This window comes from Enterobacter sp. K16B (genome assembly GCF_020216105.1).
GTDB lineage: Bacteria > Pseudomonadota > Gammaproteobacteria > Enterobacterales > Enterobacteriaceae > Enterobacter > Enterobacter sichuanensis.
This window is the reverse complement of sequence record NZ_JAIWJZ010000025.1, coordinates 19140-45651: the sequence shown is the minus strand read 5'-3', so window position 1 is coordinate 45651 and position 26512 is coordinate 19140. Positions and strand designations below refer to the sequence as shown.

The 26512-nt window shown below is 55.2% G+C and carries 27 protein-coding genes; 18 read left to right on the top strand and 9 right to left on the bottom strand.

Features of this window, described 5'->3' with window-relative positions; translation table 11 throughout:
- Positions 1-2: 2 nt before the first annotated feature.
- The 6 genes from artJ to LDK53_RS06540 all read right to left on the bottom strand — a co-directional run bounded on the left by artJ (position 3) and on the right by LDK53_RS06540 (position 4530).
- A complete protein-coding gene (artJ, locus tag LDK53_RS06565; RefSeq protein ID WP_015571008.1) occupies positions 3-734 on the bottom strand; it encodes an arginine ABC transporter substrate-binding protein ArtJ in 732 nt (243 codons plus the stop codon).
- 180 nt (positions 735-914) lie between these two features.
- The gene (gene artM, locus LDK53_RS06560) at positions 915-1583 is read right to left on the bottom strand and encodes an arginine ABC transporter permease ArtM (RefSeq protein WP_025756070.1); all 669 of its coding nucleotides are present in this window, start codon (positions 1581-1583) and stop codon (positions 915-917) included.
- On the bottom strand, positions 1583-2299 hold the full coding sequence (gene artQ, locus LDK53_RS06555) for an arginine ABC transporter permease ArtQ (RefSeq protein WP_025756069.1): 717 nt from the start codon (positions 2297-2299) through the stop codon (positions 1583-1585). The genes artM and artQ overlap by 1 nt, the downstream gene beginning before the upstream one ends.
- Positions 2300-2305: 6 nt before the next feature.
- Entirely contained in the window at positions 2306-3037 is a 732-nt protein-coding gene (gene artI, locus LDK53_RS06550) for an arginine ABC transporter substrate-binding protein ArtI (protein ID WP_225285048.1), read from the bottom strand.
- Positions 3038-3056: 19 nt separating this feature from the next.
- A complete protein-coding gene (gene artP, locus LDK53_RS06545; RefSeq protein ID WP_008500030.1) occupies positions 3057-3785 on the bottom strand; it encodes an arginine ABC transporter ATP-binding protein ArtP in 729 nt (242 codons plus the stop codon).
- A 226-nt stretch (positions 3786-4011) separates the two neighbouring features.
- On the bottom strand, positions 4012-4530 hold the full coding sequence (locus LDK53_RS06540) for a lipoprotein (RefSeq protein ID WP_225285046.1): 519 nt from the start codon (positions 4528-4530) through the stop codon (positions 4012-4014).
- Between the two features lie 97 nt (positions 4531-4627).
- Here LDK53_RS06540 and LDK53_RS06535 point away from each other — a divergent pair, with 97 nt between their 5' ends.
- The 3 genes from LDK53_RS06535 to LDK53_RS06525 all read left to right on the top strand — a co-directional run bounded on the left by LDK53_RS06535 (position 4628) and on the right by LDK53_RS06525 (position 6663).
- Positions 4628-4951, top strand: coding sequence for a heavy metal-binding domain-containing protein (locus LDK53_RS06535; RefSeq protein ID WP_025756066.1), 324 nt, complete (start codon positions 4628-4630; stop codon positions 4949-4951).
- Entirely contained in the window at positions 4948-5778 is an 831-nt protein-coding gene (locus LDK53_RS06530) for an N-acetylmuramoyl-L-alanine amidase (RefSeq protein ID WP_225285045.1), read from the top strand. Before LDK53_RS06535 ends, LDK53_RS06530 begins: the two co-directional genes overlap by 4 nt.
- A 261-nt stretch (positions 5779-6039) precedes the next feature.
- Positions 6040-6663: a helix-turn-helix domain-containing protein gene (locus LDK53_RS06525; RefSeq protein WP_025756064.1), complete on the top strand. Its 624-nt coding sequence runs from the start codon at positions 6040-6042 to the stop codon at positions 6661-6663.
- Here the strand turns inward: LDK53_RS06525 and LDK53_RS06520 are convergent.
- Positions 6660-7268 (bottom strand): hypothetical protein, encoded by a 609-nt coding sequence (locus tag LDK53_RS06520; protein ID WP_225285043.1) that lies wholly within the window; start codon positions 7266-7268, stop codon positions 6660-6662. The genes LDK53_RS06525 and LDK53_RS06520 overlap by 4 nt on opposite strands.
- Entirely contained in the window at positions 7268-8821 is a 1554-nt protein-coding gene (locus LDK53_RS06515) for an ExeA family protein (RefSeq protein ID WP_225285041.1), read from the bottom strand. Before LDK53_RS06515 ends, LDK53_RS06520 begins: the two co-directional genes overlap by 1 nt.
- 299 nt (positions 8822-9120) lie before the next feature.
- Between LDK53_RS06515 and gspC the strand changes: the two genes are divergently transcribed.
- The 15 genes from gspC to LDK53_RS06440 all read left to right on the top strand — a co-directional run bounded on the left by gspC (position 9121) and on the right by LDK53_RS06440 (position 25390).
- Positions 9121-9852: a type II secretion system protein GspC gene (gene gspC, locus LDK53_RS06510; RefSeq protein WP_225285040.1), complete on the top strand. Its 732-nt coding sequence runs from the start codon at positions 9121-9123 to the stop codon at positions 9850-9852.
- Positions 9853-9864: 12 nt separating this feature from the next.
- Positions 9865-11793 (top strand): type II secretion system secretin GspD, encoded by a 1929-nt coding sequence (gene gspD, locus LDK53_RS06505; RefSeq protein WP_059385915.1) that lies wholly within the window; start codon positions 9865-9867, stop codon positions 11791-11793.
- A gap of 13 nt (positions 11794-11806) precedes the next feature.
- A complete protein-coding gene (gene gspE / locus LDK53_RS06500) occupies positions 11807-13285 on the top strand; it encodes a type II secretion system ATPase GspE (RefSeq protein ID WP_225285038.1) in 1479 nt (492 codons plus the stop codon).
- Positions 13285-14493, top strand: coding sequence for a type II secretion system inner membrane protein GspF (gene gspF, locus LDK53_RS06495; protein WP_225285035.1), 1209 nt, complete (start codon positions 13285-13287; stop codon positions 14491-14493). Before gspE ends, gspF begins: the two co-directional genes overlap by 1 nt.
- Positions 14494-14495: 2 nt before the next feature.
- Complete coding sequence (gene gspG / locus LDK53_RS06490; protein WP_059310662.1) at positions 14496-14945, top strand: type II secretion system major pseudopilin GspG; 450 nt, start codon at positions 14496-14498, stop codon at positions 14943-14945.
- On the top strand, positions 14945-15430 hold the full coding sequence (gspH, locus tag LDK53_RS06485) for a type II secretion system minor pseudopilin GspH (RefSeq protein WP_025756056.1): 486 nt from the start codon (positions 14945-14947) through the stop codon (positions 15428-15430). The genes gspG and gspH overlap by 1 nt, the downstream gene beginning before the upstream one ends.
- Complete coding sequence (gspI, locus tag LDK53_RS06480; RefSeq protein ID WP_225285034.1) at positions 15423-15797, top strand: type II secretion system minor pseudopilin GspI; 375 nt, start codon at positions 15423-15425, stop codon at positions 15795-15797. The genes gspH and gspI overlap by 8 nt, the downstream gene beginning before the upstream one ends.
- On the top strand, positions 15794-16447 hold the full coding sequence (gene gspJ / locus LDK53_RS06475) for a type II secretion system minor pseudopilin GspJ (protein WP_225285033.1): 654 nt from the start codon (positions 15794-15796) through the stop codon (positions 16445-16447). The genes gspI and gspJ overlap by 4 nt, the downstream gene beginning before the upstream one ends.
- Positions 16444-17460 (top strand): type II secretion system minor pseudopilin GspK, encoded by a 1017-nt coding sequence (gspK, locus tag LDK53_RS06470; protein ID WP_225285032.1) that lies wholly within the window; start codon positions 16444-16446, stop codon positions 17458-17460. The genes gspJ and gspK overlap by 4 nt, the downstream gene beginning before the upstream one ends.
- Positions 17461-17475: 15 nt before the next feature.
- A complete protein-coding gene (gene gspL / locus LDK53_RS06465; protein ID WP_225285030.1) occupies positions 17476-18606 on the top strand; it encodes a type II secretion system protein GspL in 1131 nt (376 codons plus the stop codon).
- Positions 18603-19088, top strand: a complete 486-nt coding sequence (locus LDK53_RS06460) for a type II secretion system protein M (protein ID WP_025756051.1) — start codon at positions 18603-18605, stop codon at positions 19086-19088. The genes gspL and LDK53_RS06460 overlap by 4 nt, the downstream gene beginning before the upstream one ends.
- The gene (locus LDK53_RS06455) at positions 19085-19882 is read left to right on the top strand and encodes a prepilin peptidase (protein ID WP_225285028.1); all 798 of its coding nucleotides are present in this window, start codon (positions 19085-19087) and stop codon (positions 19880-19882) included. The genes LDK53_RS06460 and LDK53_RS06455 overlap by 4 nt, the downstream gene beginning before the upstream one ends.
- Positions 19883-20145: 263 nt before the next feature.
- The gene (locus LDK53_RS06450) at positions 20146-22827 is read left to right on the top strand and encodes a glycosyl hydrolase family 18 protein (RefSeq protein ID WP_225285027.1); all 2682 of its coding nucleotides are present in this window, start codon (positions 20146-20148) and stop codon (positions 22825-22827) included.
- Positions 22828-22964: 137 nt separating this feature from the next.
- Positions 22965-23417, top strand: a complete 453-nt coding sequence (iagB, locus tag LDK53_RS06445) for a type III secretion system invasion protein IagB (protein ID WP_047958137.1) — start codon at positions 22965-22967, stop codon at positions 23415-23417.
- A gap of 137 nt (positions 23418-23554) precedes the next feature.
- Positions 23555-25390 (top strand): glycoside hydrolase family 19 protein, encoded by a 1836-nt coding sequence (locus LDK53_RS06440; protein WP_045284521.1) that lies wholly within the window; start codon positions 23555-23557, stop codon positions 25388-25390.
- A gap of 83 nt (positions 25391-25473) precedes the next feature.
- Here the strand turns inward: LDK53_RS06440 and LDK53_RS06435 are convergent, their stop codons facing one another.
- Positions 25474-26487: an NAD-dependent epimerase/dehydratase family protein gene (locus LDK53_RS06435; protein WP_047959784.1), complete on the bottom strand. Its 1014-nt coding sequence runs from the start codon at positions 26485-26487 to the stop codon at positions 25474-25476.
- Between the last annotated feature and the right edge of the window lie 25 nt (positions 26488-26512).

The following is a 26512-nucleotide window of genomic DNA, read 5'->3' as shown; positions in this document are numbered from 1 at the left end:
TCTTACTGCGGGAACCACTGCTCGCTGATTTTCTGATACGTACCGTCGGCTTTAATCGCTTTCAGCGCGCCGTTCAGTTTTTCCAGCAGGGCTTTGTTATCCGGACGAACCGCGATGCCCAGACCCGTGCCGAAGTACTGTGGATCGGTCACTTTTTCCGTGGCGGTGCCCAGCTGCGGGTTGGTTTTCAGCCATTCGTTCACCACGGCGGTATCACCGAATACGCCATCGATACGGCCGTTTTTCAGGTCGATAATCGCATTCTGGTAGCTGTCATAGGCCACGGTTTTCACTTCAGGATGCTTGTCCTGCAGGTACTTCTGGTGGGTGGTGCCGTTTTCCATCCCGATGCGTTTGCCTTTCAGCTCGTCGAACGACTTGTACGCCCCTTTCTTCGCAATCACCACCGCCGAGTTGGCGTAGTACGGGTCGGTGAAGGCCACCTGCTTGCTGCGCTCAGGCGTGATGTCCATCCCGGAGATCACCGCATCGTATTTTTTAAATTTCAGCGACGGGATCAGGCTGTCGAAGGCATGGTTGGTAAAGGTGCAGTCGGCCTGCATCTGTTTGCACAGCGCTTTCGCCAGGTCGATATCGAAACCGACGATCTGGTTGCTGGCATCCAGCGATTCAAACGGCGGATAGGTGGCGGAAACGCCAAAATTGATTTTATCCGCAGCGGATGCGCCAGCGGCGAACGTTGCCAGTAAAGCGGCCAGAACTAACTTTTTCATTATCATACTCCCGTCTGTAGGTCCTATGAATAAACAATGCCAGCAAATGAATTTATATTCAATAAAAATGATTAAATATTATTTATGATATAAAAAAAAGCGGATAACCAGAAGGTTACCCGCATTGATGTTTATATTTTATGCATTCTGTAGGTCGGGTAAGGCGAAGCCGCCACCGGACTAATTCCGGCGCTCAAACGCCAGCGCTTTACGCTCGATCAGGCGCATCATTAGCGTCAGCAGACCGTTCACCACCAGATACACCACGCCCGCCGCGCCGAACACCATCACATCATAGGTGCGTCCGTACAGCAGCTGTCCGTGCCCCATCACTTCCATCAGGGTGATGGTGTAGGCCAGAGAGGTACTCTTGAACACCAGCACCACTTCGTTGGAGTAAGAGGAGAGGGCGCGCTTAAAGGCGTACGGCAGCAGGATCGCCAGCGTGTCTTTCTTGCTCATGCCCAGCGCCCCGCAGGACTGCCACTGTCCTTCCGGAATCGCACGGATCGCCCCATAGAACAGTTGGGTGGTATAGGCCGCACTGTTCAGCGAAAGGGCTATCAGGGCACACAGCCACGGCTCAGAAAGCAGGTGCCAGATAACCGGATACTCCTGCAGCGACGGGAACTGGCCCGGGCCGTAGTAAATCAGGAATATCTGCACCAGCAGCGGCGTACCGGTAAACAGGGTGATATAAGCGCGCACAATCCACACCAGCACCGGCGTTTTCAGCGTCAGGATGATGGTGAAAATGAGCGCCAGGATCAGCGCCACGATGATGGACGCCACGGTCAGCGTCAGGCTGGTGTGCAGCCCTTTCATCAGCTCGGGAAAGTATTCAAGCATCAGCCTGGTCTCCGTTCAAAGCGCGTGGCACGCAGGTCAATACGCTTGAGGATGTACTGACTGAGCAACGTGATCACCAGGTAGATCGCCGCCGCCACAATGTACCAGGTAAAGGGTTCCTGGGTACGAGTGGCGATGCTTTTGGTTTGCAGCATCAAATCGTTAACGCTTATCAGGCTTACCAGCGCGGTATCTTTCAGCAGCACCAGCCACTGGTTGCCGAGGCCCGGCAGGGCATGACGCCACATCTGCGGCATCACCAGACGGAAGAAGATCGCGGATTTCGACAACCCTAACGCCTGACCCGACTCCCATTGCCCCTGCGGCACGGCCTTCAGCGCACCGCGCAGGGTTTGCGAGGCGTACGCGGAGTAGAGCAGGGAGAGGGCAATCACGCCGCACAGGAACGGGCTGACGTCGAAGTTTTCAATCTGCATCTGCACCGGGATCTGCGCAAAACCGAGATTGAGGGTAAAGCCGTCCGACAGCGTAAGCAGCAGCTGTGAGGAGCCGAAATAGATAAACAGGACCACCAGAATTTCCGGTAGTCCACGCAGCACGGTGACCAGCGCGGAGCCTGTCCAGGCGACGGGGAACCATTTCGCGGATTCCCACACCGCAAAGAACATCGCCAGCACAAGGCCGATAATCAGTGCGCAAACGGCAAGGCCGACGGTCATCCCGGCGGCGCTTGCTAAAGGAAAAATTTCATTCATCAGGAATTACTTCTGGAACCATTTTTTGTAGATGGTTTCGTAGGTGCCGTCTTTCTTCACTTTTTCCAGCGCAGCGTTGAATTTCTGCTGCAGCTCGGTGTTGCCCTGACGAACGGCAATCCCCAGACCGGTACCGAAGTAGTCCTTATCGGTCACTTTGTCGCCCACTGGCGCCAGCTTGTCGTTGGCTTTCAGCCATTCAGTCACGACCGCGGTGTCACCAAATACGCCATCGATACGGCCATTTTGCAGATCCAGCTTCGCGTTCTGGTAGCTGTCATACGGAACGGTGGTGATTTCCGGATGCTTATCCATGATGAATTTCTGGTGGGTGGTGCCGTTCTGCACGCCCACTTTTTTGCCTTTCAGCTGATCGACAGAGGTGAATTTGCCTTTCTGACCAATGAACAGGGCGGAGTTGTCGTAGTACGGGGTGGTGAACAGCACCTGCTTTTCACGCTCTGGGGTGATGTCCATACCAGCCATCACGGCGTCGATACGGCGGAACTTCAGGCTTGGGATCAGGCTGTCGAACGCCTGGTTGCTGAAGGTGCAGGTCGCATCGATCTCTTTACACAGGGCATTCGCCAGGTCTATGTCGAAGCCAACAATTTTGTTGTTCGCATCCATAGACTCAAACGGAGGATAAGACGCTTCCGTGGCGAAACGAATGGTCTGGGCTGCGGTAGCGGAAAGGGTAACGCCAGCAAGCAGCACGGCAAGTAATACTTTTTTCATTATATTTCCCCTGACACAATCAATGAGATAAATAGTTTTTGAAGGCATCGGTTTGCGGGTTCGCGAAGCAGCTCGCATCACCTTGCTCAACGATATACCCGTTTTCCATATAGACCACACGGCTGGCGGTTTTTCGCGCCACTTCCACTTCGTGGGTGACGATAACCTGCGTAATGTTGGTTTCCGCCAGCTCGCGAATGATGCTGACGATCTGAGCGGTGATTTCCGGATCCAGCGCCGCCGTCGGTTCATCAAACAGCAGTACCGCAGGCTCCATCATCAGCGCACGGGCAATCGCCACGCGCTGCTGCTGGCCACCGGAAAGGTGCAGCGGGTAGCGGTCGCTGTAGGGCTTAAGACGCAGACGTTCCAGCAGCTTTTCCGCACGCGCGATCGCCTGATCCTTGCTTAAGCCCAGCACGCGGCATGGCGCTTCAATCAGGTTTTGCAGTACGGTGAGATGCGGCCAGAGATTGTATTGCTGGAAGACCATGCCGACGTTTTGACGCAGTTCGCGAATCGCCTTATCAGAGGGCGTTTTGGCGAAGTCAAAATGGTTACCGGCGATAGCCAGCGTACCTGAACGGGGCATTTCAAGCAGATTAAGGACACGCAGAAGGGAGCTTTTGCCTGCGCCGCTTGGACCCAGCAAAACCAGCGTTTCGCCTTCCGGGCAGTTCAGCGTGATGTCAAACAGCGCCTGGTGTGCGCCGTAGAAGCAGTTAATGCCGTTTAGTTTAATACTCATCGGGGCAGTCTTTACTCATCCAGGCAATCTATAGCAATTGAGGCCGCAGATAGTACCGTTGACAGAATAGTTATGCAATATTTCTGCGTTAAAAGTTAAATATAACCCGTGTTTCCCCTTAAACATAGCACAAAATAGCGAGCGGCAAGGTCGGCGAGTATAAATGTCGGCATTCCGCATGAAATGCCGCACATTTTACGGGGGTTACCGCGCGGTATCGCAGAAGTTAGCGATTCTCAATCGACTGGCGAAGCGTGCCGGCCGGGGCATGAACGCTGCCGCCAACGTAGCGCACGTCGTCCACTGCCCAGCACTGGCCTTCACGGATCATCAGCACTTCATCCTGCCAGGTTTGGATGCCCTGGGTCAGCTTCACGCGCAGCGGAATATTTCGCGCATCGGTGTTCGGAATGGTGGACGCGCTGGCCACCTCGGCGCTGTCTGGCAGCGTGGTGCGGCTGGAGAACGGGTCGGACTTCAGCAGCGCGTTGTGCTGCGGATCGCGGGTGGCGTCGTTGAGCAGTTTTGCCAGCCCATCGCTCAGGTACGGGCGCAGACCGGTAAGATCGTTGCTGCGGTGCTGAATGCGATAATCATAGAACTGTTGCGCCACGGTATCCGGCCCGCCCTCGATACAGGGGCCGCTGCGGGTACCGATATCCTTAAAGGCTGGCGTGACCGTGGTGGTACAGGCGCTGAGCACCAGCGCGCAGGGCACTAAAAGTGTTAAAGCTGAATAGCGCATGTTGATTTCCTTATTTATTAACTATCCTTTCAATCATAGCGTAACGAACCGATAATGCTGTCCCTAAGGCATTGAACGCTAAAGAAGGAGAGAAACCATGCAGTTTTCAACAACGCCAACCCTGGAAGGGCAGACCATTACCGAGTATTGCGGCGTGGTCACCGGTGAAGCGATTCTCGGTGCCAATATCTTCCGTGACTTTTTTGCCGGTATTCGCGATATCGTGGGCGGCCGCTCTGGCGCGTACGAAAAAGAGCTGCGCAAAGCGCGCGAAATAGCTTTTAAAGAGCTCGGCGAGCAGGCGCAAGCCCTCGGCGCGGATGCGGTTGTGGGGATCGACATCGACTACGAAACGGTCGGTAAAGACGGCAGCATGCTGATGGTGAGCGTAAGCGGTACGGCGGTGAAAACCCTGCGATGAGGCGTGCGTTTGCCCCACTCCTGCTGGCGCTGTTGCTGGCAGGATGTGTTTCGGAAAAAGGGATTGTCGATAAAGGTGCCTACGAGCTGGATACGCGCCATCAGGCCCAGGCGGCGTATCCGCGCATAAAGGTGCTGGTTCTTCACTACACCGCGGATGATTTTGACAGCTCGCTGGCCACGCTGACGGATAAAAACGTCAGCTCTCACTATTTGATCCCTGCCACACCGCCTGCCCCTGACGGTAAGCCGCGCATCTGGCAGCTGGTGCCTGAAAGCGAACTGGCCTGGCATGCGGGTATCAGCTTCTGGCGCGGCACCAACCGTATCAATGATACCTCGGTGGGCATTGAGCTGGAGAACCGTGGCTGGCAGAAAACGGCCGGGGTGAAGCATTTTACGCCGTTCGCACCAGCGCAAATTGCGGCGCTGGTCCCGCTTGCTAAAGACATTATCGCCCGCTACAACATCAAGCCTGAGAACGTGGTGGCTCATGCGGATATTGCGCCGCAGCGCAAGGACGATCCCGGCCCGCTTTTCCCCTGGCGTGAGCTGGCGCATCAGGGGATTGGCGCCTGGCCTGATGCTGACCGGGTGGCATTTTATATGAATGGGCGGCCGCCTTATCAGCCGGTGGACACCGCCGCGCTGCTGGATCTGCTCGCGCGCTATGGTTACGAGGTGCCCGATAACAGCACTCCCGCCCAGCAGAAACGCATCATCATGGTGTTCCAGATGCACTTCAGGCCGCAGTTGTGGAACGGTGTCGCGGATGTCGAAACGCTGGCCATCGCCGAAGCGCTTCTGGAGAAATACGGACAGGGGTAATTCTTCGGAAAGCCCCCGAAAGAAAGATTAGCTATTAATGCGCTTAAGATTAATCTTAAGTACATTCTCAATTCATTTTAAGTTAATTGATTTAAAATCGGCCTCAATTAAGATGGATTCATCGATTCACAGCATGAATCAAATTAAAAAAACAGCGCTTGTTTGGTTTTTTTAATTTTAAAAGAATACGAAATTTACTTTACGGCAACATCTATTGCTGCCGACCACTTTCCCTTTTAAACATCTTAATCAGGTATAACAATGTTAAGCATTTTCAGTAAAAAAACGCGTCCTCATCATGAAATGGCAGCCATTATTGCTTCAACGTCTGGTTACGAAGAAAAAACGTTAAAGAAATGGCAACGAATTTCCACACAAAACTCGGATAATATTCATATTATCATCAGCGGTGAAGTTGAGTTCCGCCGCAGTTCTGATGATTTATGCTTATTTACGCTGGAGGGACAATGTATTTTTGGCCTCTCCGCCATTTTTTACAACTCGGCACACATGCACGGCGTTGTGCGCACCAACACCGTAATACGCACCATTCATAAAGATGATTTCCAGCGGTTAATGACCGAGCAGGGGCTGTGGCCTGAGTTAACCAAAGTGCTGGCATGGTATATCTGTATGCTCAGCAAACGTGATGACCGTTTAGTTGCCCGCAGCGCATATTCCGTGGTGCGTGAATTCCTGATTGAAATTAACGAGCTGATTGTTCAGCAGCAGCGCGATATTAACATTTACGATTATATTCAGGAATACACCAACCTGGCACGCAGTACCATTATCAAAATTCTCTCCGACCTGAAAAAAGGCCAATATATTGTGGTGGAAAAAGGGCGGTTGATTAGCCTGACCACGTTACCGGAAAAATATTAGTCTCCTCCTGCGTCTCCTTTTATCACCGAAGGAGACGCATTTTGCGTTTCATCGACCGGTGGTGCCGGCATTTTTCCCTTCGCCATATCATTCTGCTGCTGTTTTAACGCCTGCATAAATAACGCTTTTAACGCACCGTCATCCTCAGATGTCGTCGCCTGTTCGTGTGCCTCGGTGCCGGGTAAGGTATCGCGCGAGGTGTCATGCGTGACGGAGCTATCCGGTAAGGTGCCATCAGGTGCCTGCTGCCAGTCATTTTCGTCGCTGTTGATCGGCATATTCTCCATCGGCGGTAAATCGTCCTTTATTTTCACCGGCTGCGGTTTGGGCTGCGGGTGCGGGAACGGCTTCGTTACATAGATATAATGCATATCCGAGAGGCTGGTTTCCGGCTTCGCGACGCTGACCTTTTTCACCACCGGCGCCGGATGGCGTAAGTTCCAGTACACATGGGCATAAAGCCCGGCGACGATCAGCGCACACATCCCCAGACACCAGAGCGTGACCACGCTGAACATTTTACTGAACGACGGTAACCGCCAGGAAAACCAGACCGGTTCCCCGGTGGTATAGCTGCGCTGGGCAGCGAGACAGATAGTAGACATTATGCGTGCTTCTCTTGCGTGTTCGGGGTGGTCTGCGATGCCTGGAGCTGAACGCTCGGTGTGGTATGGGTTTCGCGCATCAGCTGCATCAGGGTCTCTTCCCCTGGGATACCATCGACGCGAAGGTGCATCTTCTCCTGGAATTCGCGGGTGCGTTTCATCAGCTCCGCCGTCCAGTTTTTATCGTGCGTTTCGTTTTCACCGAGCGCGACGCTGAGCTGCTGATCCAGCCACTCAAGATCGTTGCTGTCGCTGGCCGCGGTAATTTCATCTTTGCCGGAAGGCGTCAGGCGGTGAAGCAGGGTGTAACTTCCCGTGGCGTGTTGGTTATACCAGGCGCGGCTCACCTGCCAGGTCCGGTTGTTCATCAGCAGATCCAGAGAGGTTTTTCCGGCGCGCGCCACCACGGCGTAGTTAATGTGGTTGCCCATTTTGACTTCACTGACCCACGGGTACCCTTCGCTGGCCAGGGTATCCAGGCTGGCCGTTCCCTGTTTACACATCAGGTTCACTTTGGCCGCGTTCTGACACAGGGCGTCGTCTGCTGAAGCGTCATACCCCCACATGGCGTACAGCTGGTGCATGGCATCAGGCTGATTCACCACCTCGTTTTCGATAACCGGGACCACCGGCGCGTCTGGCGTTTTGACTGGCTGTTTCCAGCTGGCCGGCACCGGCAGCGCCACCGGCAGTTTTGCCGTAATGGAAGAGGTCATCATCCAGCCGCAGGCAGCGAACAGGACGGAGGCGAACAGCCCGACGGTAGCCAGCGCTTTACCGCGTTTCGGCGCCGGGAGCACTTCGCCGATGGCCAGACGCAGATGGCGCGGCCCGACGTTCGGCGCGCGTTCGGTCCAGGCGGCCAGCATTGAGAGATGCGCCAGCGCATTCAGCTTGCTGATATTACCTTTGGTCAGGGCGTGGATTTTTTTCACGCGAGCAGGCGTCAGCGGGGAGATCGCTGCGCCGTGCTCTTCGCACTGGGCGTCGACATAGCGCAGGAACTCGCGGCAGGTCAGGTTACGCAGCGTGTGGCGGGTCAGAACAAACGCCTGCAGCGCGGAATCGGTCAGCATCGTCTCCCTGTCTTCACTGCCCATCAGGATGACCGACAAACGCACGTCCAGCTCCTGGGCACGCGTGAGCAGCATGGCCAGCAGATCATAACAGTTGTGCTTCATCGCCTCAGCATGGGTGATGACCAGCACCTTCTGCGTGGCACGGGCATCTCGCCACTGGCGCAGCACGGCATCCACGGCCTGCAGTTTATTTTTGCTCTCTTTCACCGACGGGTTGAGCTTATAAAGGAGAGAATTGGCGCTCAGCTTCGGAAAGGCATTAACCGGGATGACGGCGTTGCTGCGCTTCAACGCCTCGCTGAACTGCCCCAGCAGTTCGCTGTCGTGGTAAAAGAGCCCGGTGATCCCTGCCTGCTGGCTTTTTTCTTTCAGAAGATTGAACACATCCTGATGATAAGGCACCAGAAAATCACCCGATTTGCGGGTGATATTTCTGAACGGAGGGGTACTGAATTTAAAATGACTCTGATACATAGCGACTAACCGTCTCATCTCTTTAATAGCAATGGGCGAAAAGTACGGGATGCACCAGGTCTGGTCAATTTAACACCAGAGTAAAAATAACCTGCCGTCAGGCTCTAACATTCCCCTTTTTTCCGGTCAATCATTTTCTTCATTAAAGTTAATAGCGAAGCCGATAGTCCACCTTCAGGGGGCTGATTATTATTAGCTCACTCAGTGATGCAGCACGTCGCTGCGAATGACTGCTTTGCTAAAAGGCCAGATAAATAATGAGGAACGTATTCCTTTCCCGTTTAATGACACCCTGCGTCATGCTTGTCATGCTGATATTCTGCAGCCAGCAGGGATATGTCGTTTATAAAGATTATAAGAAGGTTACGAATAAGTTAGCGAATGCTGATAAGCCGGCGCTAAAAAAAACTGACGCTGAAAAATCCTTTGGGCTTTTCACCGCCGCAGTGCGTCAAAGCAACGCGCCATCCGCGGCAAAAGCGCCACTGTCGGCAGAGATTGAGGGCATTATTCGTAGCGATGAATCCTGGTTATCGTTCGCCGTGATCAAGACGCCCGCCGGTCAGCAGAGCTACCGGGAAGGGGAGCCGCTGGTGGGCTTTGACGATGCCTATGTAAGTGAAATTAATCAAGATAATGTGGTGGTGCAGTACGAGGGGGCGAAACAGACGCTGGCCCTCAATAAACCGGCGTATTTCAAGGGCGGCGTTGACAGCGCCCCGGTTACCAAATCGAAAAAAGATGCCGGCGCCGACAGTCTGCATCTCGATGATTATCTGGTGTTAAAACCGTTAATCGATAAAGGCCAACTGGAAGGCTTTACTATTAATCCACGGAACGCAACGCCTTTTTACCATAATGCAGGACTGGAAAAAGGCGACGTGGTGTTGAAAGTCAATGACGTCGATATGACGCAAGAAGCGCAGGCGAAAAATATCATCGCCAACTGGTCGAAAATGAAAGAAGCGGATGTTGTCGTCAGACGGCACGCTCACCTTGAAAATATTCGGGTTAATGTATTCAACAATTAACAAGTGTACATCATGAAGAAATTTCCGTGGGCGTGCGTGGCGCTGACCGCATTGTCGTTATATTCCGGTTCGCTGCTTGCAGCCAACTTTAGCGCCAGTTTTAAAAATACCGATATCCGCGAATTTATCGATACGGTAAGTCGTAATCTGAATAAAACCATTCTCGTCGACCCGTCCGTTCAGGGCACCGTGTCGGTGAGAACCTATAACGTGCTGTCGGAGGAGGAATATTATCAGTTCTTCCTGAGCGTGCTGGACCTGTATGGTCTGTCGGTTATTCCGATGGATAACGGTATGGTCAAAGTGGTGCGTTCAAGCGTGGCGCGTACTGCCGGTGTACCGGTGGCCGACAGCAAAAATCCGGGCAAAGGGGATGAGATCATCACCCGCGTGGTGCGTATGGAAAACGTCCCGGTGCGCGAGCTGGCGCCGTTGCTGCGCCAGCTGAACGATGCTTCGGGCATCGGTAACGTGGTCCATTTTGAACCTTCAAACGTGCTGTTGTTAACCGGTAAAGCCTCGGTGGTGAACCGCCTGGTGGATCTGGTGGAGCGCGTGGATCGTTCCGGCATGCAGCGTCGTGAAATCGTGCCGCTGCGCTATGCCTCCGCCAAAGAGCTCTCTGACATGTTGAATAACCTCAATAATGAAGAGCAGAAAGGGCAGAACGCGCCGCAGCTGGCAACCAAAGTGGTGGCCGATGACGAAACCAACAGCCTGGTGATCAGCGGGACGGAAGATGCGCGTGCTCGCACCCGGTCGCTGATCGGTCAGCTCGACCGCGAGCAGAATAACGAGGGCAATACCCGCGTCTTTTACCTGAAATACGCCAACGCCTCAAAAGTGGTGCCGGTGCTGACCGGTATTGGTGAGCAGCTGAAAGACAAAGCGGGTACGCCGAAAAGCAAAACCGCAAGCCCTTCAGGGGATCTGAATATTACCGCCGATGATGCGACCAACTCCCTGGTGATCACCGCCCAGCCAAACGTCATGAACTCGCTGGAGAAGGTGATCGACAAGCTGGATATTCGCCGTCCGCAGGTGCTGGTGGAAGCGATCATTGCTGAAGTACAGGACGGCAACGGCCTGGATCTCGGCGTGCAGTGGACCAGCTCACACGGCGGCGTGCAGTTTGGCTCGACCGGTCTGCCGATCAGCCAGATTAAGAACAAGACGCTGAAAACGGCCAGCTTTACCGGCCTGGCGACCGGCTTCTTTAACGGCGACTTTGGTGCGCTGATGACTGCGCTGTCGACCACCGGTAAGAACGACATTCTCTCCACGCCGAGCGTGGTCACGCTGGATAACAAAGAAGCGTCGTTCAACGTCGGTCAGGATGTGCCGGTACTGTCCGGCTCCCAGACCACCAGCGGCGACAACGTCTTTAATTCGGTTGAACGTAAAACCGTCGGTACCAAGCTGAAGATTGTGCCGCAGATCAACGACGGGGATATGATCCACCTGAAGATCGAACAGGAAGTCTCCAGCGTCGATGCCAGCGCCACCACGGACGCCAGCCTGGGGCCAACCTTCAACACCCGTACCATCAATAACGAAGTGATGGTTCACAGTGGCCAGACGGTGGTGCTCGGCGGGTTGATGGAGAACGTCAACAAACAGAACGTGTCAAAAGTGCCGCTGCTGGGTGACCTGCCGCTGGTGGGACAGCTGTTCCGCTATACCTCGCAGGACACGTCGAAACGTAACCTGATGGTGTTTATCCACACCACCGTGCTGCGTGATGACGACAACTACAGCGCGGCGACGAAAGAGAAATACGATCAGATCCGCGCCCGTCAGCAGCAGCGTATGGAAGAGCAGAAGCTGGGGATTATTGAAAACAGTGATAACCCGGTACTGCCGGCACTGCCATCGCAAAGCCGTTCAACGCCGGTGGGGACGACTGCGCCGTCATCGACCCGCAATCCCTTCAAAGAGTAAGCGGAGGTGATGCGTGGATGAACTGACGAAACAGCTTTGCACCAGCAGCTTTGCGAAAGACAACGGCATCCTGTTCTGGAACGACACGGTCTATATCCGTGAAGATGTGCCCGCGTTTGCGCTGCTGGAGATGCGCCGGGTGCTGGGGCGCGCCTTTGTGCCCCAGACGCTGAGCGCCGAAGCGTTTGATGAAATGCTGGCCAAAATCTGGCAGCAGAACAGCGGCGTTTCGCAGCAGCTGGTGGACGACATGGATGCGGATATCGATCTGATGGCGTTAACCGAGGAGATCCCGGACAACGAAGATCTGCTGGATAACGACGAAAACTCGCCGGTGATCCGCCTGATCAACGCCATTCTTGGCGAAGCGGTGAAAGACGGCGCCTCGGATATCCATATCGAAACCTTCGAGCGCACGCTGAGCATCCGTTTTCGCGTTGACGGCGTGCTGCGCCCGGTGCTGCAGCCAGCGCGTAAGCTGGCGCCGCTGCTGGTGTCGCGTATTAAGGTGATGTCGAAGCTCGATATCGCCGAAAAGCGACTGCCGCAGGATGGCCGTATCTCCCTGCGCATTGGCCGTAAAGCGATCGACGTGCGTGTCTCGACTATTCCGTCGCAGTACGGCGAGCGCGTGGTCATGCGTCTGCTTGATAAGAGCAACCTGAAGCCGGACATCAACAAGCTCGGGCTGATTGATGAAGAGCTGGAAAAACTGAAAGGGCTGATTGCTCGCCCGCACGGCATTATCCTGGTCACCGGGCCGACAGGCTCCGGTAAAAGTACCACCCTGTACGCCATTCTGTCGGCGCTGAACGGCCATGAACGTAACATCCTGACCGTCGAAGATCCGATTGAGTATGAACTGGAAGGGGTGGGGCAGACGCAGGTGAACCCGCGCGTGGACATGACCTTTGCCCGCGGCCTGCGCGCCATTTTGCGTCAGGATCCGGACGTGGTGATGATCGGGGAGATTCGTGACGGCGAAACCGCGCAAATTGCGGTGCAGGCGTCGCTCACCGGTCACCTGGTCATGTCTACGCTGCACACCAACAGTGCGGCGGGGGCGATCACCCGTCTGCGGGATATGGGCCTTGAGTCCTTCTTGATTGGTTCATCGCTACTTGGCGTCATTGCCCAGCGTCTGGTGCGGCGGCTGTGTCCGTACTGCCGGACCACCAGTCCGCTGGACGACAATGAAAAAGCGCTGTTTAGCTTTATGGATAAACCGCCGAAGGCCATCTATCGCGCCGTGGGCTGCGAACACTGCCGTCAGAGCGGGTATCAGGGGCGGGCGGGCATTCATGAATTTCTGGTGGTCGACAGCGCCATGCGCCGCGCCATTCACGAAGATAAAGATGAAATGTCCATTGAGACCGAGCTGTTCAAACAGGCCTACAGCCTGCGCGAAAACGGCCTGATGAAGGTCATCAGCGGCATCACCTCGCTGGAAGAGGTGATGCGCGTGACCGCCGAGCGTGGAGGCGATGAATAATGGCTTTCTACGCGTGGACCGCCACCGATGCAGCCGGGAAAACCCAGCGCGGCACGCTGCAGGCGGAAGGGCCAAAGCAGGTGCGTCAGTCGCTGCGTGAACAGAAGCTGATGCCGCTGACCATCACCGAAACCCGTGAAAATGCGGCCAGCGCCAAAGCCAAAACCGGCGCCAGACTCTCTGTGCCGGTGCTGTCGATGTTTACCCGTCAGCTGTCGACGCTGGTTAATGCGTCGCTGCCGCTGGAAAGCGCCCTGAAGGCGATTTCAAAGCAGACGGAAGACAAAAAGCTGGCGGCGATGGTGACCGAAATCCGCGAGAAAGTGGTGGAAGGCCATACCCTTTTTGACGCCTTCAGCCAGTTCCCGCGCACGTTCGACAAGCTGTACTGCACGCTGGTGATGGCCGGGGAAAAAACCGGCCATCTCGGCGACGTGCTGGAGAAGCTGGCGGAGTACAACGAGCAGCGTCAGAAGATGAAAAGCAAGCTGACGCAGGCGATGGTCTACCCGATCACCCTGACGGTGGTCGCCGTGGCGGTGATCAGCATCCTGCTGGTGGCGGTGGTCCCGCAGGTGATCGAGCAGTTTGTGCATATGAAGCAGCAACTGCCGATTACCACCCGCACCCTGATTGCCGTCAGTGATTTCCTGCAGGCATACGGGATCTTCATTGCGGGTGCCTTCTTTGGCGCGATGGTCGGCTTTAAGGTCTGGGTCAAGAAAACGGCGAACCGTTTTCGCTGGCACAGCTGGCTGGTGAACGGCTCGCCGATCAAAAAGCTGGTCTGCGCCATCAACAGCGCGCGCTATATCCGCACGCTCAGTATCCTGCAGGCCAGTAGCGTCCCGTTGCTGGAGGGGATGTATATCGCGATGGACGGGATCGAAAACCGCTATGCCCGGCAGGTGCTGGAGCAGGCGGCGGATACCGTGCGTCAGGGGGCCTCCCTGTATAACGCCCTGGACCAGGCGAAACTGTTTCCGCCGACCATGCTGTACATGATTGCCTCTGGTGAAGAGAGCGGGGAGTTAGGTTCATTAATGGATCGCGCCGCGGAAAATCAGGAATCGGCTTTACAACATCGAATTACGTTAACGCTGTCGGTCTTTGAACCGGCACTGGTGGTGACAATGGCGACAGTGGTTTTATTTATCGTGCTGTCAATATTACAACCTCTCCTTCAGCTCAATAATATGGTGGGTTAAATATGTCCTTAAAAAGAAATAGCCTGAAACGTCAGGCCGGGTTTACCTTGCTCGAATTAATGGTGGTCATCGTTATTCTTGGCGTCCTCGCCAGTATGGTGGTGCCAAATTTAATGGGAAATAAAGAAAAAGCCGATGCCCAGAAAGCGACCAGCGATATCGTGGCGCTGGAAGGTTCGCTGGATATGTACAAGCTGGATAACCACCGTTATCCCACGACAGAGCAGGGGCTGCAGGCGCTGGTGACCAAACCGGAAATCGCCCCGATCCCGAAAAACTACCGTGACGATGGCTATATTCGTCGTCTGCCGGAAGACCCATGGGGTAATGATTATATCCTGGTAAGCCCGGGTGAACATGGCGCGGTGGATGTGTTCTCTGCCGGTCCGGATGCCGAAGCGAATACCGCGGATGATATTACCAACTGGTCTTTAGATAAAAAAGAGAAGTAATGAATAAGCAACGTGGGTTTACCTTACTGGAAATTATTCTGGCGCTGGTGATATTTGCCAGTTGCGCCATGATGGTGGTGTCGACTATTCCGTCGCGCAGCGGCGCGGATATTTTCGGTCAGCAGTTAAAAGCCCTCGTTGAATATGGTTCGGACCGTGCGGTGATGGACGGCAATATTGTCGGGCTGGTGATCACCCCCTCGGAATATCAGCTGGTCACCTGGGCCGAAAAAGAGGGCGAGCGTCACTGGGAACCCTTAACCGCCGGGCGCATTGTCACCCACGGTCAGTTCCCGGAAGAGATGCACGTCTCACTGTCACCGCAGCGCCTTGCGGCCACGACTGACGCGACGCCGCAGATTGTCTTTTTGCCGGACGGGGAGATCGGCCGCTTCACGCTTTCCCTGCAAAGTTTTGACAAAAAGCAACGTTTTCGCGTGGTGTCGCAGGGGGCATCACCGGTTTTGGTAGAGAACGATGACTAAACGCAAAGAACAGGGGATGACCCTGCTGGAAGTGATGGTCGCTCTGGTCATCTTCTCCACCGCCGCGCTGGCCCTGATGAACTCCGTCTCGCTGAACGTGCGCTTCACCCACGGTCTCGGCGACTCGCTGCAGGCGAGCTGGGTGGCGGAAAACCAGCTGGCGGAAGCGAAACTGAGCAACACGCCGTTCCCGGATGCCCTGCAGACCGGCTCGGAGATGATGGGCGGGCGAAACTGGACCTGGCGCAAACAGCGGGTCAACGTCACCGAAAAACGCTTTGCCGATGAGGTGCAGGTGTTTGCCGAGGGCGACGAAGACAAGCCGGTGATTACCCTGCAGGTGCCGGATCCCGGAGAAGTGAAATGAGCAAGCAGATTCAGCGTCAGCAGGGCTTTACGCTGCTGGAGATCATGATTGCGCTGACCATTTTCGCGGTTATCAGCTTGCTTGCCTGGCAAATCCTTGACGGGGCGATGCGCACCTCGAACGCCACCGACGCGGCGGCCACCCGCTTAAACCAGCTTCAGCGCGCCTATAACCTGCTGGAGCGGGATTTCTTCCAGCTTCAGGCCCGCGCCCCGCGCAACGAGCCTGAGGTTTTTGTCCAGCATGACGATGCGCTGGAGCTGACCACGCTGAACGGCGTGAGCGGTCAGGTTCAGCTGGAGCGTGTGCGCTGGCGGCTCAAAGATAAAAAGCTGTGGCGGGATATCTGGCCGGTCATTGACGGCCCGGCGGATACGAAACCGGAAGAGGTGGCGATCCTCAGCGAGGTGAAAGAGATCTCCTGGCGCTTCTGGAAAGCGAGCTGGCTCGACAAGTGGACCGACACGGCGCATCAGCCGGACGGCGTGGAGCTGCTGCTGACCATGGAAAATGGCGATACCTGGCGCTGGGTCTTTACCACCCCGGGCGATCTGCCGGACGCGCCTGCGGCGCCAAGAGAAGCTACGCCAGCAGCCCCTGGGGATGCGCAACCGCAGCCGGCACCTGCCCCGTCCGGAGAGAAGAAATGAGCGGAAAATCGGTTCGAAAACAGCGCGGTGTCGCGCTGCTGGTGGTGCTAATTTTGCTGGTCATGATGTCAGCGCTGGCGGCCAAAATCAGCCAGCAGTTCTGCCGCAATCTGCAGAAGACCCGCTATCAGGTGAGCCAGCAGCAGCTGCGCTGGTCCATTCAGAGCCAGCAAAAAGCGATTGAAGATCGGCTGCAGACGTACGCCAGCGGTGAGAGCAAAGGGCTGTCGCCAAAAGGGGAATGGACGGATCCGGTGGAAACCGAAGGCGAACATTACACCGTGGTAAGCCAGATTGAGGACGCCCAGACCTGTTTTAACGTGAACAATTTACTGGCCACCGACCCGACACCGGCGACCCAGACGGCGGGCGCGCAGCCGGAAAAACCGGTCAAAGAGCGCATCGTTGAACAACTGCTCGCCGACAGCGGGATCTCCACGGGGGATGCCGAAGAGATCTACCAGCAACTGATGGACTATCTCGATGGCGATACCACGACGGTTAAAGAGGGGCTGGAGACGGATGCCTGGGCCGGCGTGGAGCCAGCGCGGCAGCCCGCGAATCAGATGATGCGCACCCCGGGGGAGTTAAAGCTTCTGCCCGCCTTTCCGGCGGCGGCCTACGGCAAAGTCAGTAAGGTGCTGTGCGCCTTACCCGACACGGCCAGCAAGGTGGATGTCAATACATTGACCGAAGAACAGGCGCCGCTGCTGGCCGCACTGTTCATTGGCTCGCTGAGTGAGGATGAAGCCATCCGGCTTATCGCCTCCCGCCCGGAAGAGGGCTGGGAGTCGATGGAGGCATTCCTGAAAGCGCTTGAGACAAATTATCCGCAGACCAAAGACGCCCTCAAGCAGGTTCAGGCGTTGCTTGCGGTGAACAGTAACTATTTCCGGGTCAACAGCACCGGCAATACCGATGATTTAACGCTGCGCGTCGTCAGCCAGCTTCATGTTGATAATGAAGCCGGGAAGGTGATTACCTGGCAACGTCGCTACCGAATGGTTGAATAACACAAGACGATCTCTATGAAACAGGTGCTTTTTATTCGTCCCGATACGCATGAAGACGGGAACATAATGTGGTGCGAGTCCGGTAGCGACCAGGTGGGAGAACGCCAGGGGGCGGCGTCACTGGCGGAACTCGCCGGTCACGCGCTTGCCGCGCGGGTATGTCTGTTACTCCCGGCCTGCGAAATGATCTTCCGCCATTTCACCTTGCCGAAAAAAGGGAGCGTTGAATTCTCCTGGCTGGCCGAAGAGACGCTGATAGGTGACGTGGACACGCTCCACTGGACGGTGCTCAGCAAAAAAGGGCGGGACGTTGACGCGGTGGCCATTGATGCGGCGCGTCTGCGCTACTGGCTGGACCGCTGTGCCGGGGCCGGACTGACGGTGGTGCAGGTGCTGCCCGATGCCATCCTTCTGCCGGTGGCCGAAGGCGGGACCACGCTGGTGTCAACCGACGACGGCTACTGGATGCGCTACTCGCCGTTTGGCGCCTGTGAAACCGACGCCGCGCTGCTGCCGCTGCTGCTGAGCCAGCAGCGCGCCGGGGAAATCGTCTGCTACGGCGATGCGCCCGCGGGCGTGCAGGTGGATGAGCAACTGGCCTGGCAGCACCCGCTGGTGCTGATCCAGCCGCAGTGGAAAACCTGCAAAGCCAATCTCCTGCACGGCGAATTTTCTGCAAAAGGCACCGACGGCGGTTTTTGTTACGCCAGACCGGCTATCGCCGCCGTGGCGCTGCTGAGCCTGGGACTGCTGATCGGCCCTCGCATCGGCATGGCCTTGATGCTCACTCACCAGGAAAACCTGGCCCAGCAGCAGATGGTTGAGCTGGCTCAGCACTACTTTCCCACGCTGCGCCAGACTACCAACCTGAAGTACCACTTCGGGCAGAACATTAAGAAAGAGAAAAAAGGCGTCTTTCTGCAACTGGAGGCGCTGGAGCAGATCAAAGCCGCGCTCCCGTCGGTTGAACTGAGTGAAGTCGGGTATGACGACACGCAGAATCAGCTCACGCTCAACATCAGCGCCACGGATCCCGCTGCGTTGCAGGCGTTCGTCAATAAGGCCAGTGACACCTTCGACTTTACGCTGCAGCCGGTTTCCAGTGAAGCGCCGTATACCGCCATTATCACAGGGAAATATAAATGAAAGAGAAAATTGGACAATTAAAGGCGCGCTATCAGGGCTACAGTCCGCGCGAGCGAAATCTGTTTAAACTGTGCGGCGCGGCGCTCTGCTGCGCCATTATCTGGTACGGCGTAATGACCCCGCTGGACAGTATGATTAAAAATAGTGAAAGCACGCTGGCCAAACAGAAACAAACCCTCAACTGGATGCGTGCCGAAATAAATAAAAACCATCTTCAGGCCAAAATATTAAAAACCAGTAATCCACGTAGCGTGGTGGAAGAGAGCGCGAAAGAGATCCACGTTGCGCTGAGTAATATTCAGCAGGACGGTCAGACCCTGTCATTTAATATTGATCGGGTTAACGTCTATGAGCTGAAAAACTGGCTCCGGGAGGTGAATTTAACCACCGGGGTGCGTCTGGAGAAAATGGATCTCACCCCGGTCGATCATCTCAGCGACGTAAAAGCGCAGATAAAACTCACCTGGGCGAAAGTGGCATGAACCCGCTGATGCTGCTTCAGAGCAGCCAGATGCCCGCCCTTTGCCTGCTGAGCGGTACGCTTGGCGGTATTATCGGCAGCTTTCTGGGCGTAGTTGTCGAGCGCATTCCCCCGCTCATCAACGAAGAGGAGGGTGCCGGGAACCTGCTGTTTCCGGCCTCCCACTGCCCCGCGTGTTCCCACAGGCTCTCCTGGTGGGAAAATATCCCTGTTGTGAGCTGGTGCTGTCTGCGCGGGCGTTGCCGCTGCTGTAAAACCGCGATCCCGCTGCGTCTGCTGCTGCTTGAGCTTTCCAGCGCCCTGTTTTTTGCCCTGACGGCGGCGTTTGCCCCGTCTGCGGCCGCATTGGCCTCACTGTGGGTGCTCTGGTGCGGGCTGCTGCCGCTGGCAGTGATTGACGCGAAACACCTGCTGCTGCCGGATTGTCTGACGCAACCCCTGCTGTGGGCGGGGCTGTTAAGCCATGCACTGTTTCATCAGCTGCCGCTGACGGATGCCCTGTATGGTGCGGCGGCAGGCTACCTGTCGCTGTGGCTGATGTACTGGGCGTTTCGCCTGAGCACTGGCCGCGAAGGTTTGGGCTACGGTGATTTTAAGCTGCTGGCTGCGCTGGGCGCGTGGTGCGGCTGGCAGGCATTGCCTTCTTTATTGCTGGCGGCTGCATTGAGCGGCATCGCGTTGTATTTCCTTTTTTATAAATCTGTTAAAGAAAATAGCATTATTCCGTTTGGACCGATGTTGTCACTGGCGGGTTTGGTTATTTTTATTCTGCAGACCTTGCACATTACATTCTGAACGGCGCGGTCAAGTTTTTTTTGAAATTTTTTCGATAAGGGAATGGCAGGATTTTATTAAATTCCCGGCGTATTGTAAGAGACATAAACTGTAAGGATTGTCGCTTATGTCTTTTTAGGGAGGATAATTTAGCGTAATAGCTGTCTGGTTTAATTAAGTAAGGCTCACGGTTTTAGTTAAATAATATATTCACTACCCGCCCATGTTATATGGAATACATGGTTGTTTTAATTTATCACAAATAAGATTATCAGGAATTAATAATGAAATTTATGAAGCCAACTTATCTGGCACTGTTTGTCGCCGCCGTCTCCGGCTCTGCGTTCGCCGCAGCCCCAGGTACGCCAACTATCAGCAGCGGTAATGACAAATTTGCTATCGTTGAAGTGGATCAGTCTGTGGTGGACTACGGTAACCTCGTTAAGGTCCATAACGATGGCGTTGACGTGAAGGTGGAGTGGAACGTCTGGAGCGGCGATGCGCCGACTACCGGTAAAGTCCTGCTCGACGGTCAGACCGTATGGTCTGGCGCTGCCGGTGCCTCTGGCTCCGCGACCTTTAAAGTGAAAAAAGGTGGCCGTTACCAGGAACAGGTTGAACTCTGTAACACCAGCGGCTGTACCAAAAGCGCCAGCAAGCTGATTATCGTTGCGGATACCGACGGTAGCCACCTGCAGCCGCTGAATGCGCCTATGCGTGAAAACAACAAAACCTTCGCACAGCATACCGATAAAGTGGTTGCCGCTTACTTCCCTGAGTGGGGCGTATACGGTCGTCAGTTCCCGGTTGATAAAATTCCAGCCTCTAACCTGAACCACCTCCTGTACGGCTTCATTCCAATTTGTGGCGGTGACGGCATCAACGACGGTCTGAAAACCGTTGAGAATGGCAACAGCTTCGCAAACCTGCAGAAAGCCTGTGCTGGCCGTCCTGACTACACTGTGGCGATCCACGATCCGTGGGCTGCGCTGCAGATGCCACAATCTGGCGTATCTAACTGGGACGACCCGTACAAAGGTAACTTTGGCCAGCTGATGGCGCTGAAAAAAGCCCATCCGGACCTGAAGATCCTGCCATCCATCGGCGGCTGGACCATGTCCGATCCGTTCTATCATATGAACGACACCGCGATCCGTGCCCGCTTCGTGGCGTCTGTTAAAGACTTCCTGAAAACCTGGAAATTCTTCGACGGCGTGGATATCGACTGGGAATTCCCTGGCGGCGGCGGTGTAAACGAAGGTCTGGGTAATGCTCAGCAGGATAAAGCGACCTATACCGCGCTGATGCACGATCTGCGCACCATGCTGAACGAGCTGTCTGCGGAAACCGGTCGTACCTATGAGCTGACCAGCGCTATCGGTGCGGGCAAAGATAAGATCGAAGACGTGGACTACACCACGGCGCAGCAGTACCTCGACCACATCTTCCTGATGAGCTATGACTTCTACGGTGCGTGGAGCATGACCGATCTCGGCCACCAGGCGGCACTGCATGCGCCAGCATGGCGTCCGGACACCAACTACACCACCTCTAACGGCGTTGACGCGCTGCTGCAGCAGGGCGTACAGCCAGGCAAAATCGTGGTGGGTACTGGCATGTATGGCCGCGGCTGGAAGGGCGTTCACGGTTACACTGGCGACAACCCGTTCACCGGTACGGCGACTGACGCCGTGAAAGGCACCTGGGAACCCGGCGTTGTTGACTATCGTCAGATTGTGAACGAGTACAAAGGCAAGCCAGGCTGGGAATACGGTTATGACGCGGATGCTGAAGCGCCATACGTCTTCAACAAGTCTACCGGCGAGCTGATCTCTTATGAAGATGCCCGTTCCGCGACGGCGAAAGGTAAATACGTGATGGCGAAAAACCTCGGTGGTCTGTTCGCCTGGTCTATCGACTCTGATAACGGTGACATCCTGAACGCCATGAACGAAAGCCTGCTGGGTGGCTCAACGCCGGATCCGGTGGTGACTAACCATGCGCCAATTGCCTCCGCTGCGGATCAAACCGTGACCGGTCCGGCAACTGTCACCCTGGACGGCTCTGCGTCTACCGATCCTGATGGCGATGCGCTGACGTACAAGTGGACCCAGATCTCTGGCCCATCCGTCACGCTGACCAACAGCACCAAAGCGAAAGCGACCTTCTCCGTTGGCGCGGTGACCAGCAACCAGACCCTGGCATTCCGTCTGACCGTGACCGATCCTAAAGGTCTGAGCAGCACCGCTGATGTTCAGGTTGTAAACAAGGCGCCGAAAGCGAACCAGGCTCCGGTGGTTAACCAGATGCAGGCTGTGACCCTGGAAGCAGGCCAGTCTTATACCCTGAACGTACAGGCTGCGGATCCAGATGGTGATGTACTGACCTATACCTGGAGCGTTCCATCTGATATGCACGCCACCGGTACGAACACCTCAAGCGTACAGATCACCGCACCGGATGTGAGCACTGACTCAACCTACACCCTGAGCGTGATGGTGAGCGACGGCAAAGCCAGCGTTCAGTCTAACGTACAGGTCACGGTCACGCCGAAAGCAACGCCGGTTGTGCCTGATGAAGACAACACCCCCGCTGACGAAGGCGACAAACCTTCTGACGAAGGGCAAGCAACCGGCAGCTGTGACAACCCGGTTGACGCCAACGCCAGCAAATATGCGGCATGGGAATCCAGCAAAGTCTACAACAATGGCGATATGGTCAGTTCCGATAATCTGGTATGGAAAGCGAAATACTGGACTCAGGGCAACAAACCTGGCTTTGATGCAGACGCATGGGAAATGGTCAGCCAGGTGAAAATGAACTGGCGTGCCGATAAAGTCTACAACGGTGGTGACAAAACGTCCTATCAGGGCTTTGAATACCGTGCGAAATGGTGGACTCAGGGCGACAAACCCGGTAACAGCGATGTATGGGTGAAAGAAGGCGCGTCTGCGGACTGCAAATAATCTTCTGATGTGAAATTGTGGGTGTGATATCTGCCCACAATTACTGGTCACACCCCACTTCGGGTGTGGCCAGTCACTTCACCTAATTTAACAGGACGTGTTTAAGGAGAATCGAGTCATACCACAGCAGGTGAATAATGAAGCGTTTACTGTTTCTGTTATTGATATTAAGCCAAAGCGCGTTAGCGAATTGCTGGAATAAAGCAGCGCACTATTATCATGTTGATCCGTATTTGCTGTATGCGATTGCTAATGTTGAATCAGGAATGAATCCCTATGCGGTCGGGAAAAATCACGATGGCACGATTGATGTGGGATTAATGCAAATTAACAGCACGCACTTTACGGCGCTTGAACAACACGGTATCAGCGAGCGAAGACTCATGACTGAACCTTGTACCTCCATTATGGTGGGCGCATCGATCCTCTCAGGCATGATTAAAGTTTACGGTTATAACTGGGAAGCCGTCGGCGCTTATAACGCCGGGCTCAAAAAAGAGAATTACCCCAAACGCATGGTGTATGCCCATAAAGTCTGGGAAAAATATCAGCAACTCAAATCCGTTGCCCATGAAAGAAATGACTGGTGAGTTTTTTCTTTTTTGAAGAGTACCAATACGTATTCTTCAGAAAATGAAAAGCAGCTGTCTGGAGTTTATTTATTAATGGATTAATAAATAAGCTGGATTTTTATTTAACACTATCGAAATTAACAGGAATAACCGAGATGAATAAAAGGACATTACTGAGCGTGCTTATTGCAGGTGCATGCGTAGCACCTGTTATTGCTCAGGCCACCATGCTGAAGGCGGATAACAGCGAGCCTTACACCATGAAAGCCAGCGATCTGGCGAAAAAGGAGAAAGCGCTCACCGATTTCCCGCTGATGAAATCCGTGAAGGATACTATCCGTACGCTGGACAACGCGTCAGTTGAGCAGATTGAGCCAGGCCGTGCGGCAAACCCGGATAACGTAAAACGCGTTGAAGGGATCCTGAAAGAGAGCGACTGGGAATACCTGTTCCCACTGCGCGCGAAGGATTACAGCTACAGCAACTTCCTGAAAGCGGTGGGCAAATTCCCTGCACTGTGCGACACCTATAAAGACGGCCGCAACAGCGATGCCATCTGCCGTAAAGAGTTGGCAACCATGTTTGCTCACTTTGCGCAGGAAACGGGGGGGCACGAAAGCTGGCGTCCGGAAGCCGAATGGCGTCAGGCGCTGGTGTACGTGCGTGAAATGGGCTGGAGCGAAGGCCAGAAGGGCGGTTATAACGGCGAATGTAATACCAGCGTCTGGCAGGGTCAGACCTGGCCGTGCGGTAAAGACAAAGACGGTGATTTCCTGAGCTACTTCGGTCGCGGAGCGAAACAGCTGTCTTACAACTATAACTACGGTCCTTTCTCTGAAGCGATGTACGGCGATGTCCGCACGCTGCTCGACAAACCAGAGCTGGTGGCAGACACCTGGCTGAACCTGGCGAGTGCGATATTCTTCTTCGCCTATCCACAACCGCCAAAACCAAGCATGCTGCAGGTTATCGACGGGACCTGGCAGCCGAACGACCACGACAAGGCTAACGGCCTGGTCCCAGGCTTCGGCGTCACCACCCAGATCATCAACGGCGGCGTTGAGTGCGGCGGTCCGACCGAGATTGCCCAGTCTCAGAACCGTATCAAGTATTACAAAGAGTTCGCAAACTACCTGAAAGTGCCTGTTCCTGCTGATGAAGTGCTGGGCTGTGCCAACATGAAGCAGTTCGATGAAGGCGGCGCGGGTGCCCTGAAGATTTACTGGGAGCAGGACTGGGGATGGAGCGCGGATACGCCTGACGGCAAAACCTACGCGTGCCAGCTGGTGGGCTACCAGACGCCATTCAGCGCGTTCAAAGACGGCGACTACACCAAGTGTGTACAGAAGTTCTTTAACGTGAAGATCGTGAATGACGATGGCTCAAATGTGAACCCGGCGGATAACACCCCTGCTGACAACACCCCGGCAGATAATACGCCAGCGGATAACACGCCAGCAGACAATACCCCAGCGGATAATACGCCTGCTGACAACACGCCGGCTCCAGTAAACCACGCACCGGTTGCGCAGATTGCCGGTCCGATTGGTGCAGTTGAAGCGGGTGCGCAGGTGTCTCTGAGCGCGGAAGGTTCTACTGACGAAGACGGTAACCAGTTGACTTACACCTGGCGTTCCCAGGACGGCCAGACGGTGACCGGTCAGGACAAAGCGGTGATCACCTTTACGGCACCAGAAGCCGCCACGGCGAAACAGTACGAAGTCAGCCTGACCGTCAGCGATGGTGAACTGAGCAGCACCACCACTTACCTGCTGAACGTCAAAGCCAAAGCGGCGACCCCGTCTCAGGATGAAGGTACCTACCCGGCGTGGAGCGCGAACAGCAAGTACAGCGCAGGCGATATCGTGAACAACCACGGTAAACTGTTCCAGTGCAAACCGTTCCCGTACAGCGGCTGGTGTAACAACGCCCCGGCATACTATGAACCAGGCGCGGGTCTGGCATGGTCTGAAGCCTGGACGGCGCTGTAAAAACAAAACGGCAACCGAAAGGTTGCCGTTTTTGTTTTACTCCCTCTCCCTGTGGGGGAGGGCATCAGGCCGCACCAGATTAACTACCGATGCAACTTTCCGTGATCCCGCAACCACGCCGCGGTACGCACAATCCCTTCATCCAGCGTCACAATCGGTTTATACCCCAGCTCATTCTCCGCGCGGGAAATATCGAGCGTGAAATCAAAATTTAGCTTTGAAACGCCATAGTGGGTCAGCGCAGGCTCTTTGGCCGATTTACTGCCAAAACGCTCCATGCTGCGGGCGATCATATCCAGCATCGGGTAAGGCACGGAACGGATACGGCAGTTGATCTGCAGCTCATCAATCAGGCGCTGCACAATGCTGCGAAGCGTGCAGGGCTCGCCGTTGGTGATGTTATAGGCGCGACCGGAAATCAGCGTATCGCAGTCCGGCTGGCTGGCCAGCCACATGGCGTGGACCGCATTTTCGTAATAGGTCATATCCACCAGCGCGTCGCCGCCGCGTGGCAGCAGTACGCTGCCGTAGTGGTGCATCATCTGCGCCAGACGGGGAATAAACACTTTGTCGTGCGGTCCGAACAGGCTCTGCGGACGCAGGACCGTAAAACGGGTATGCGGGTTCGACTGTGCCAGCAGATCAATCACCTCTTCGCTGGCTGCCTTGCTGCGGGCAAACTCACAGGCAAAACGGGCTGGCCGGAAATCTTCCTGCACATCGCGGTGGTGGTGATAGTCGAAATAGAGCGACGGAGAGGAGATATGAATAAAGTTACGCACGCCCCAGGCGACGGCCCATTCGCCCAGACGGCGGGTGGCCCGCACGTTGGCGAGATCAAAGGCTTCCTGGGTACCCCACGGAGAGGTAAAGCTGGAGCAGTGCCACAGGGTATCGATACCGGCGAGCATCACTTTGGCCTGAGAGGAGACCAGCTCCGTCAGATCGGCATGGACGAACTCTGCGCCCATTTTTTGCAGCAGTTTTCCCATCGCTTCGTTGCGACCGGTAGCCCTGACGCTGATGCCCTTGTTGCGCAGAAATTCGACCGCATTTCGGCCTAAGCCGCTGGTCGCCCCGGTAACCAGTACCTTCATATCAATCCACTGTGTTGAAAAGAAT

Bases quoted from the DNA above. Each gene is read 5' to 3' on its own strand.
- gspK (WP_225285032.1), top strand. From the start codon at position 16,444: ATGAGCGGAAAATCGGTTCGAAAACAGCGCGGTGTCGCGCTGCTGGTG.
- LDK53_RS06440 (WP_045284521.1), top strand. From the start codon at position 23,555: ATGAATAAAAGGACATTACTGAGCGTGCTTATTGCAGGTGCATGCGTA.
- artM (WP_025756070.1), bottom strand. From the start codon at position 1,583: ATGCTTGAATACTTTCCCGAGCTGATGAAAGGGCTGCACACCAGCCTG.
- iagB (WP_047958137.1), top strand. From the start codon at position 22,965: ATGAAGCGTTTACTGTTTCTGTTATTGATATTAAGCCAAAGCGCGTTA.
- artJ (WP_015571008.1), bottom strand. From the start codon at position 734: ATGAAAAAGTTAGTTCTGGCCGCTTTACTGGCAACGTTCGCCGCTGGC.
- gspH (WP_025756056.1), top strand. From the start codon at position 14,945: ATGAATAAGCAACGTGGGTTTACCTTACTGGAAATTATTCTGGCGCTG.
- gspF (WP_225285035.1), top strand. From the start codon at position 13,285: ATGGCTTTCTACGCGTGGACCGCCACCGATGCAGCCGGGAAAACCCAG.
- LDK53_RS06525 (WP_025756064.1), top strand. From the start codon at position 6,040: ATGTTAAGCATTTTCAGTAAAAAAACGCGTCCTCATCATGAAATGGCA.
- gspJ (WP_225285033.1), top strand. From the start codon at position 15,794: ATGAGCAAGCAGATTCAGCGTCAGCAGGGCTTTACGCTGCTGGAGATC.
- artI (WP_225285048.1), bottom strand. From the start codon at position 3,037: ATGAAAAAAGTATTACTTGCCGTGCTGCTTGCTGGCGTTACCCTTTCC.
- LDK53_RS06530 (WP_225285045.1), top strand. From the start codon at position 4,948: ATGAGGCGTGCGTTTGCCCCACTCCTGCTGGCGCTGTTGCTGGCAGGA.
- gspI (WP_225285034.1), top strand. From the start codon at position 15,423: ATGACTAAACGCAAAGAACAGGGGATGACCCTGCTGGAAGTGATGGTC.
- LDK53_RS06520 (WP_225285043.1), bottom strand. From the start codon at position 7,268: ATGTCTACTATCTGTCTCGCTGCCCAGCGCAGCTATACCACCGGGGAA.
- LDK53_RS06515 (WP_225285041.1), bottom strand. From the start codon at position 8,821: ATGTATCAGAGTCATTTTAAATTCAGTACCCCTCCGTTCAGAAATATC.
- LDK53_RS06450 (WP_225285027.1), top strand. From the start codon at position 20,146: ATGAAATTTATGAAGCCAACTTATCTGGCACTGTTTGTCGCCGCCGTC.
- gspD (WP_059385915.1), top strand. From the start codon at position 9,865: ATGAAGAAATTTCCGTGGGCGTGCGTGGCGCTGACCGCATTGTCGTTA.
- artP (WP_008500030.1), bottom strand. From the start codon at position 3,785: ATGAGTATTAAACTAAACGGCATTAACTGCTTCTACGGCGCACACCAG.
- LDK53_RS06535 (WP_025756066.1), top strand. From the start codon at position 4,628: ATGCAGTTTTCAACAACGCCAACCCTGGAAGGGCAGACCATTACCGAG.
- LDK53_RS06455 (WP_225285028.1), top strand. From the start codon at position 19,085: ATGAACCCGCTGATGCTGCTTCAGAGCAGCCAGATGCCCGCCCTTTGC.
- gspC (WP_225285040.1), top strand. From the start codon at position 9,121: ATGCTTGTCATGCTGATATTCTGCAGCCAGCAGGGATATGTCGTTTAT.
- LDK53_RS06460 (WP_025756051.1), top strand. From the start codon at position 18,603: ATGAAAGAGAAAATTGGACAATTAAAGGCGCGCTATCAGGGCTACAGT.
- artQ (WP_025756069.1), bottom strand. From the start codon at position 2,299: ATGAATGAAATTTTTCCTTTAGCAAGCGCCGCCGGGATGACCGTCGGC.
- gspL (WP_225285030.1), top strand. From the start codon at position 17,476: ATGAAACAGGTGCTTTTTATTCGTCCCGATACGCATGAAGACGGGAAC.
- LDK53_RS06435 (WP_047959784.1), bottom strand. From the start codon at position 26,487: ATGAAGGTACTGGTTACCGGGGCGACCAGCGGCTTAGGCCGAAATGCG.
- gspG (WP_059310662.1), top strand. From the start codon at position 14,496: ATGTCCTTAAAAAGAAATAGCCTGAAACGTCAGGCCGGGTTTACCTTG.
- LDK53_RS06540 (WP_225285046.1), bottom strand. From the start codon at position 4,530: ATGCGCTATTCAGCTTTAACACTTTTAGTGCCCTGCGCGCTGGTGCTC.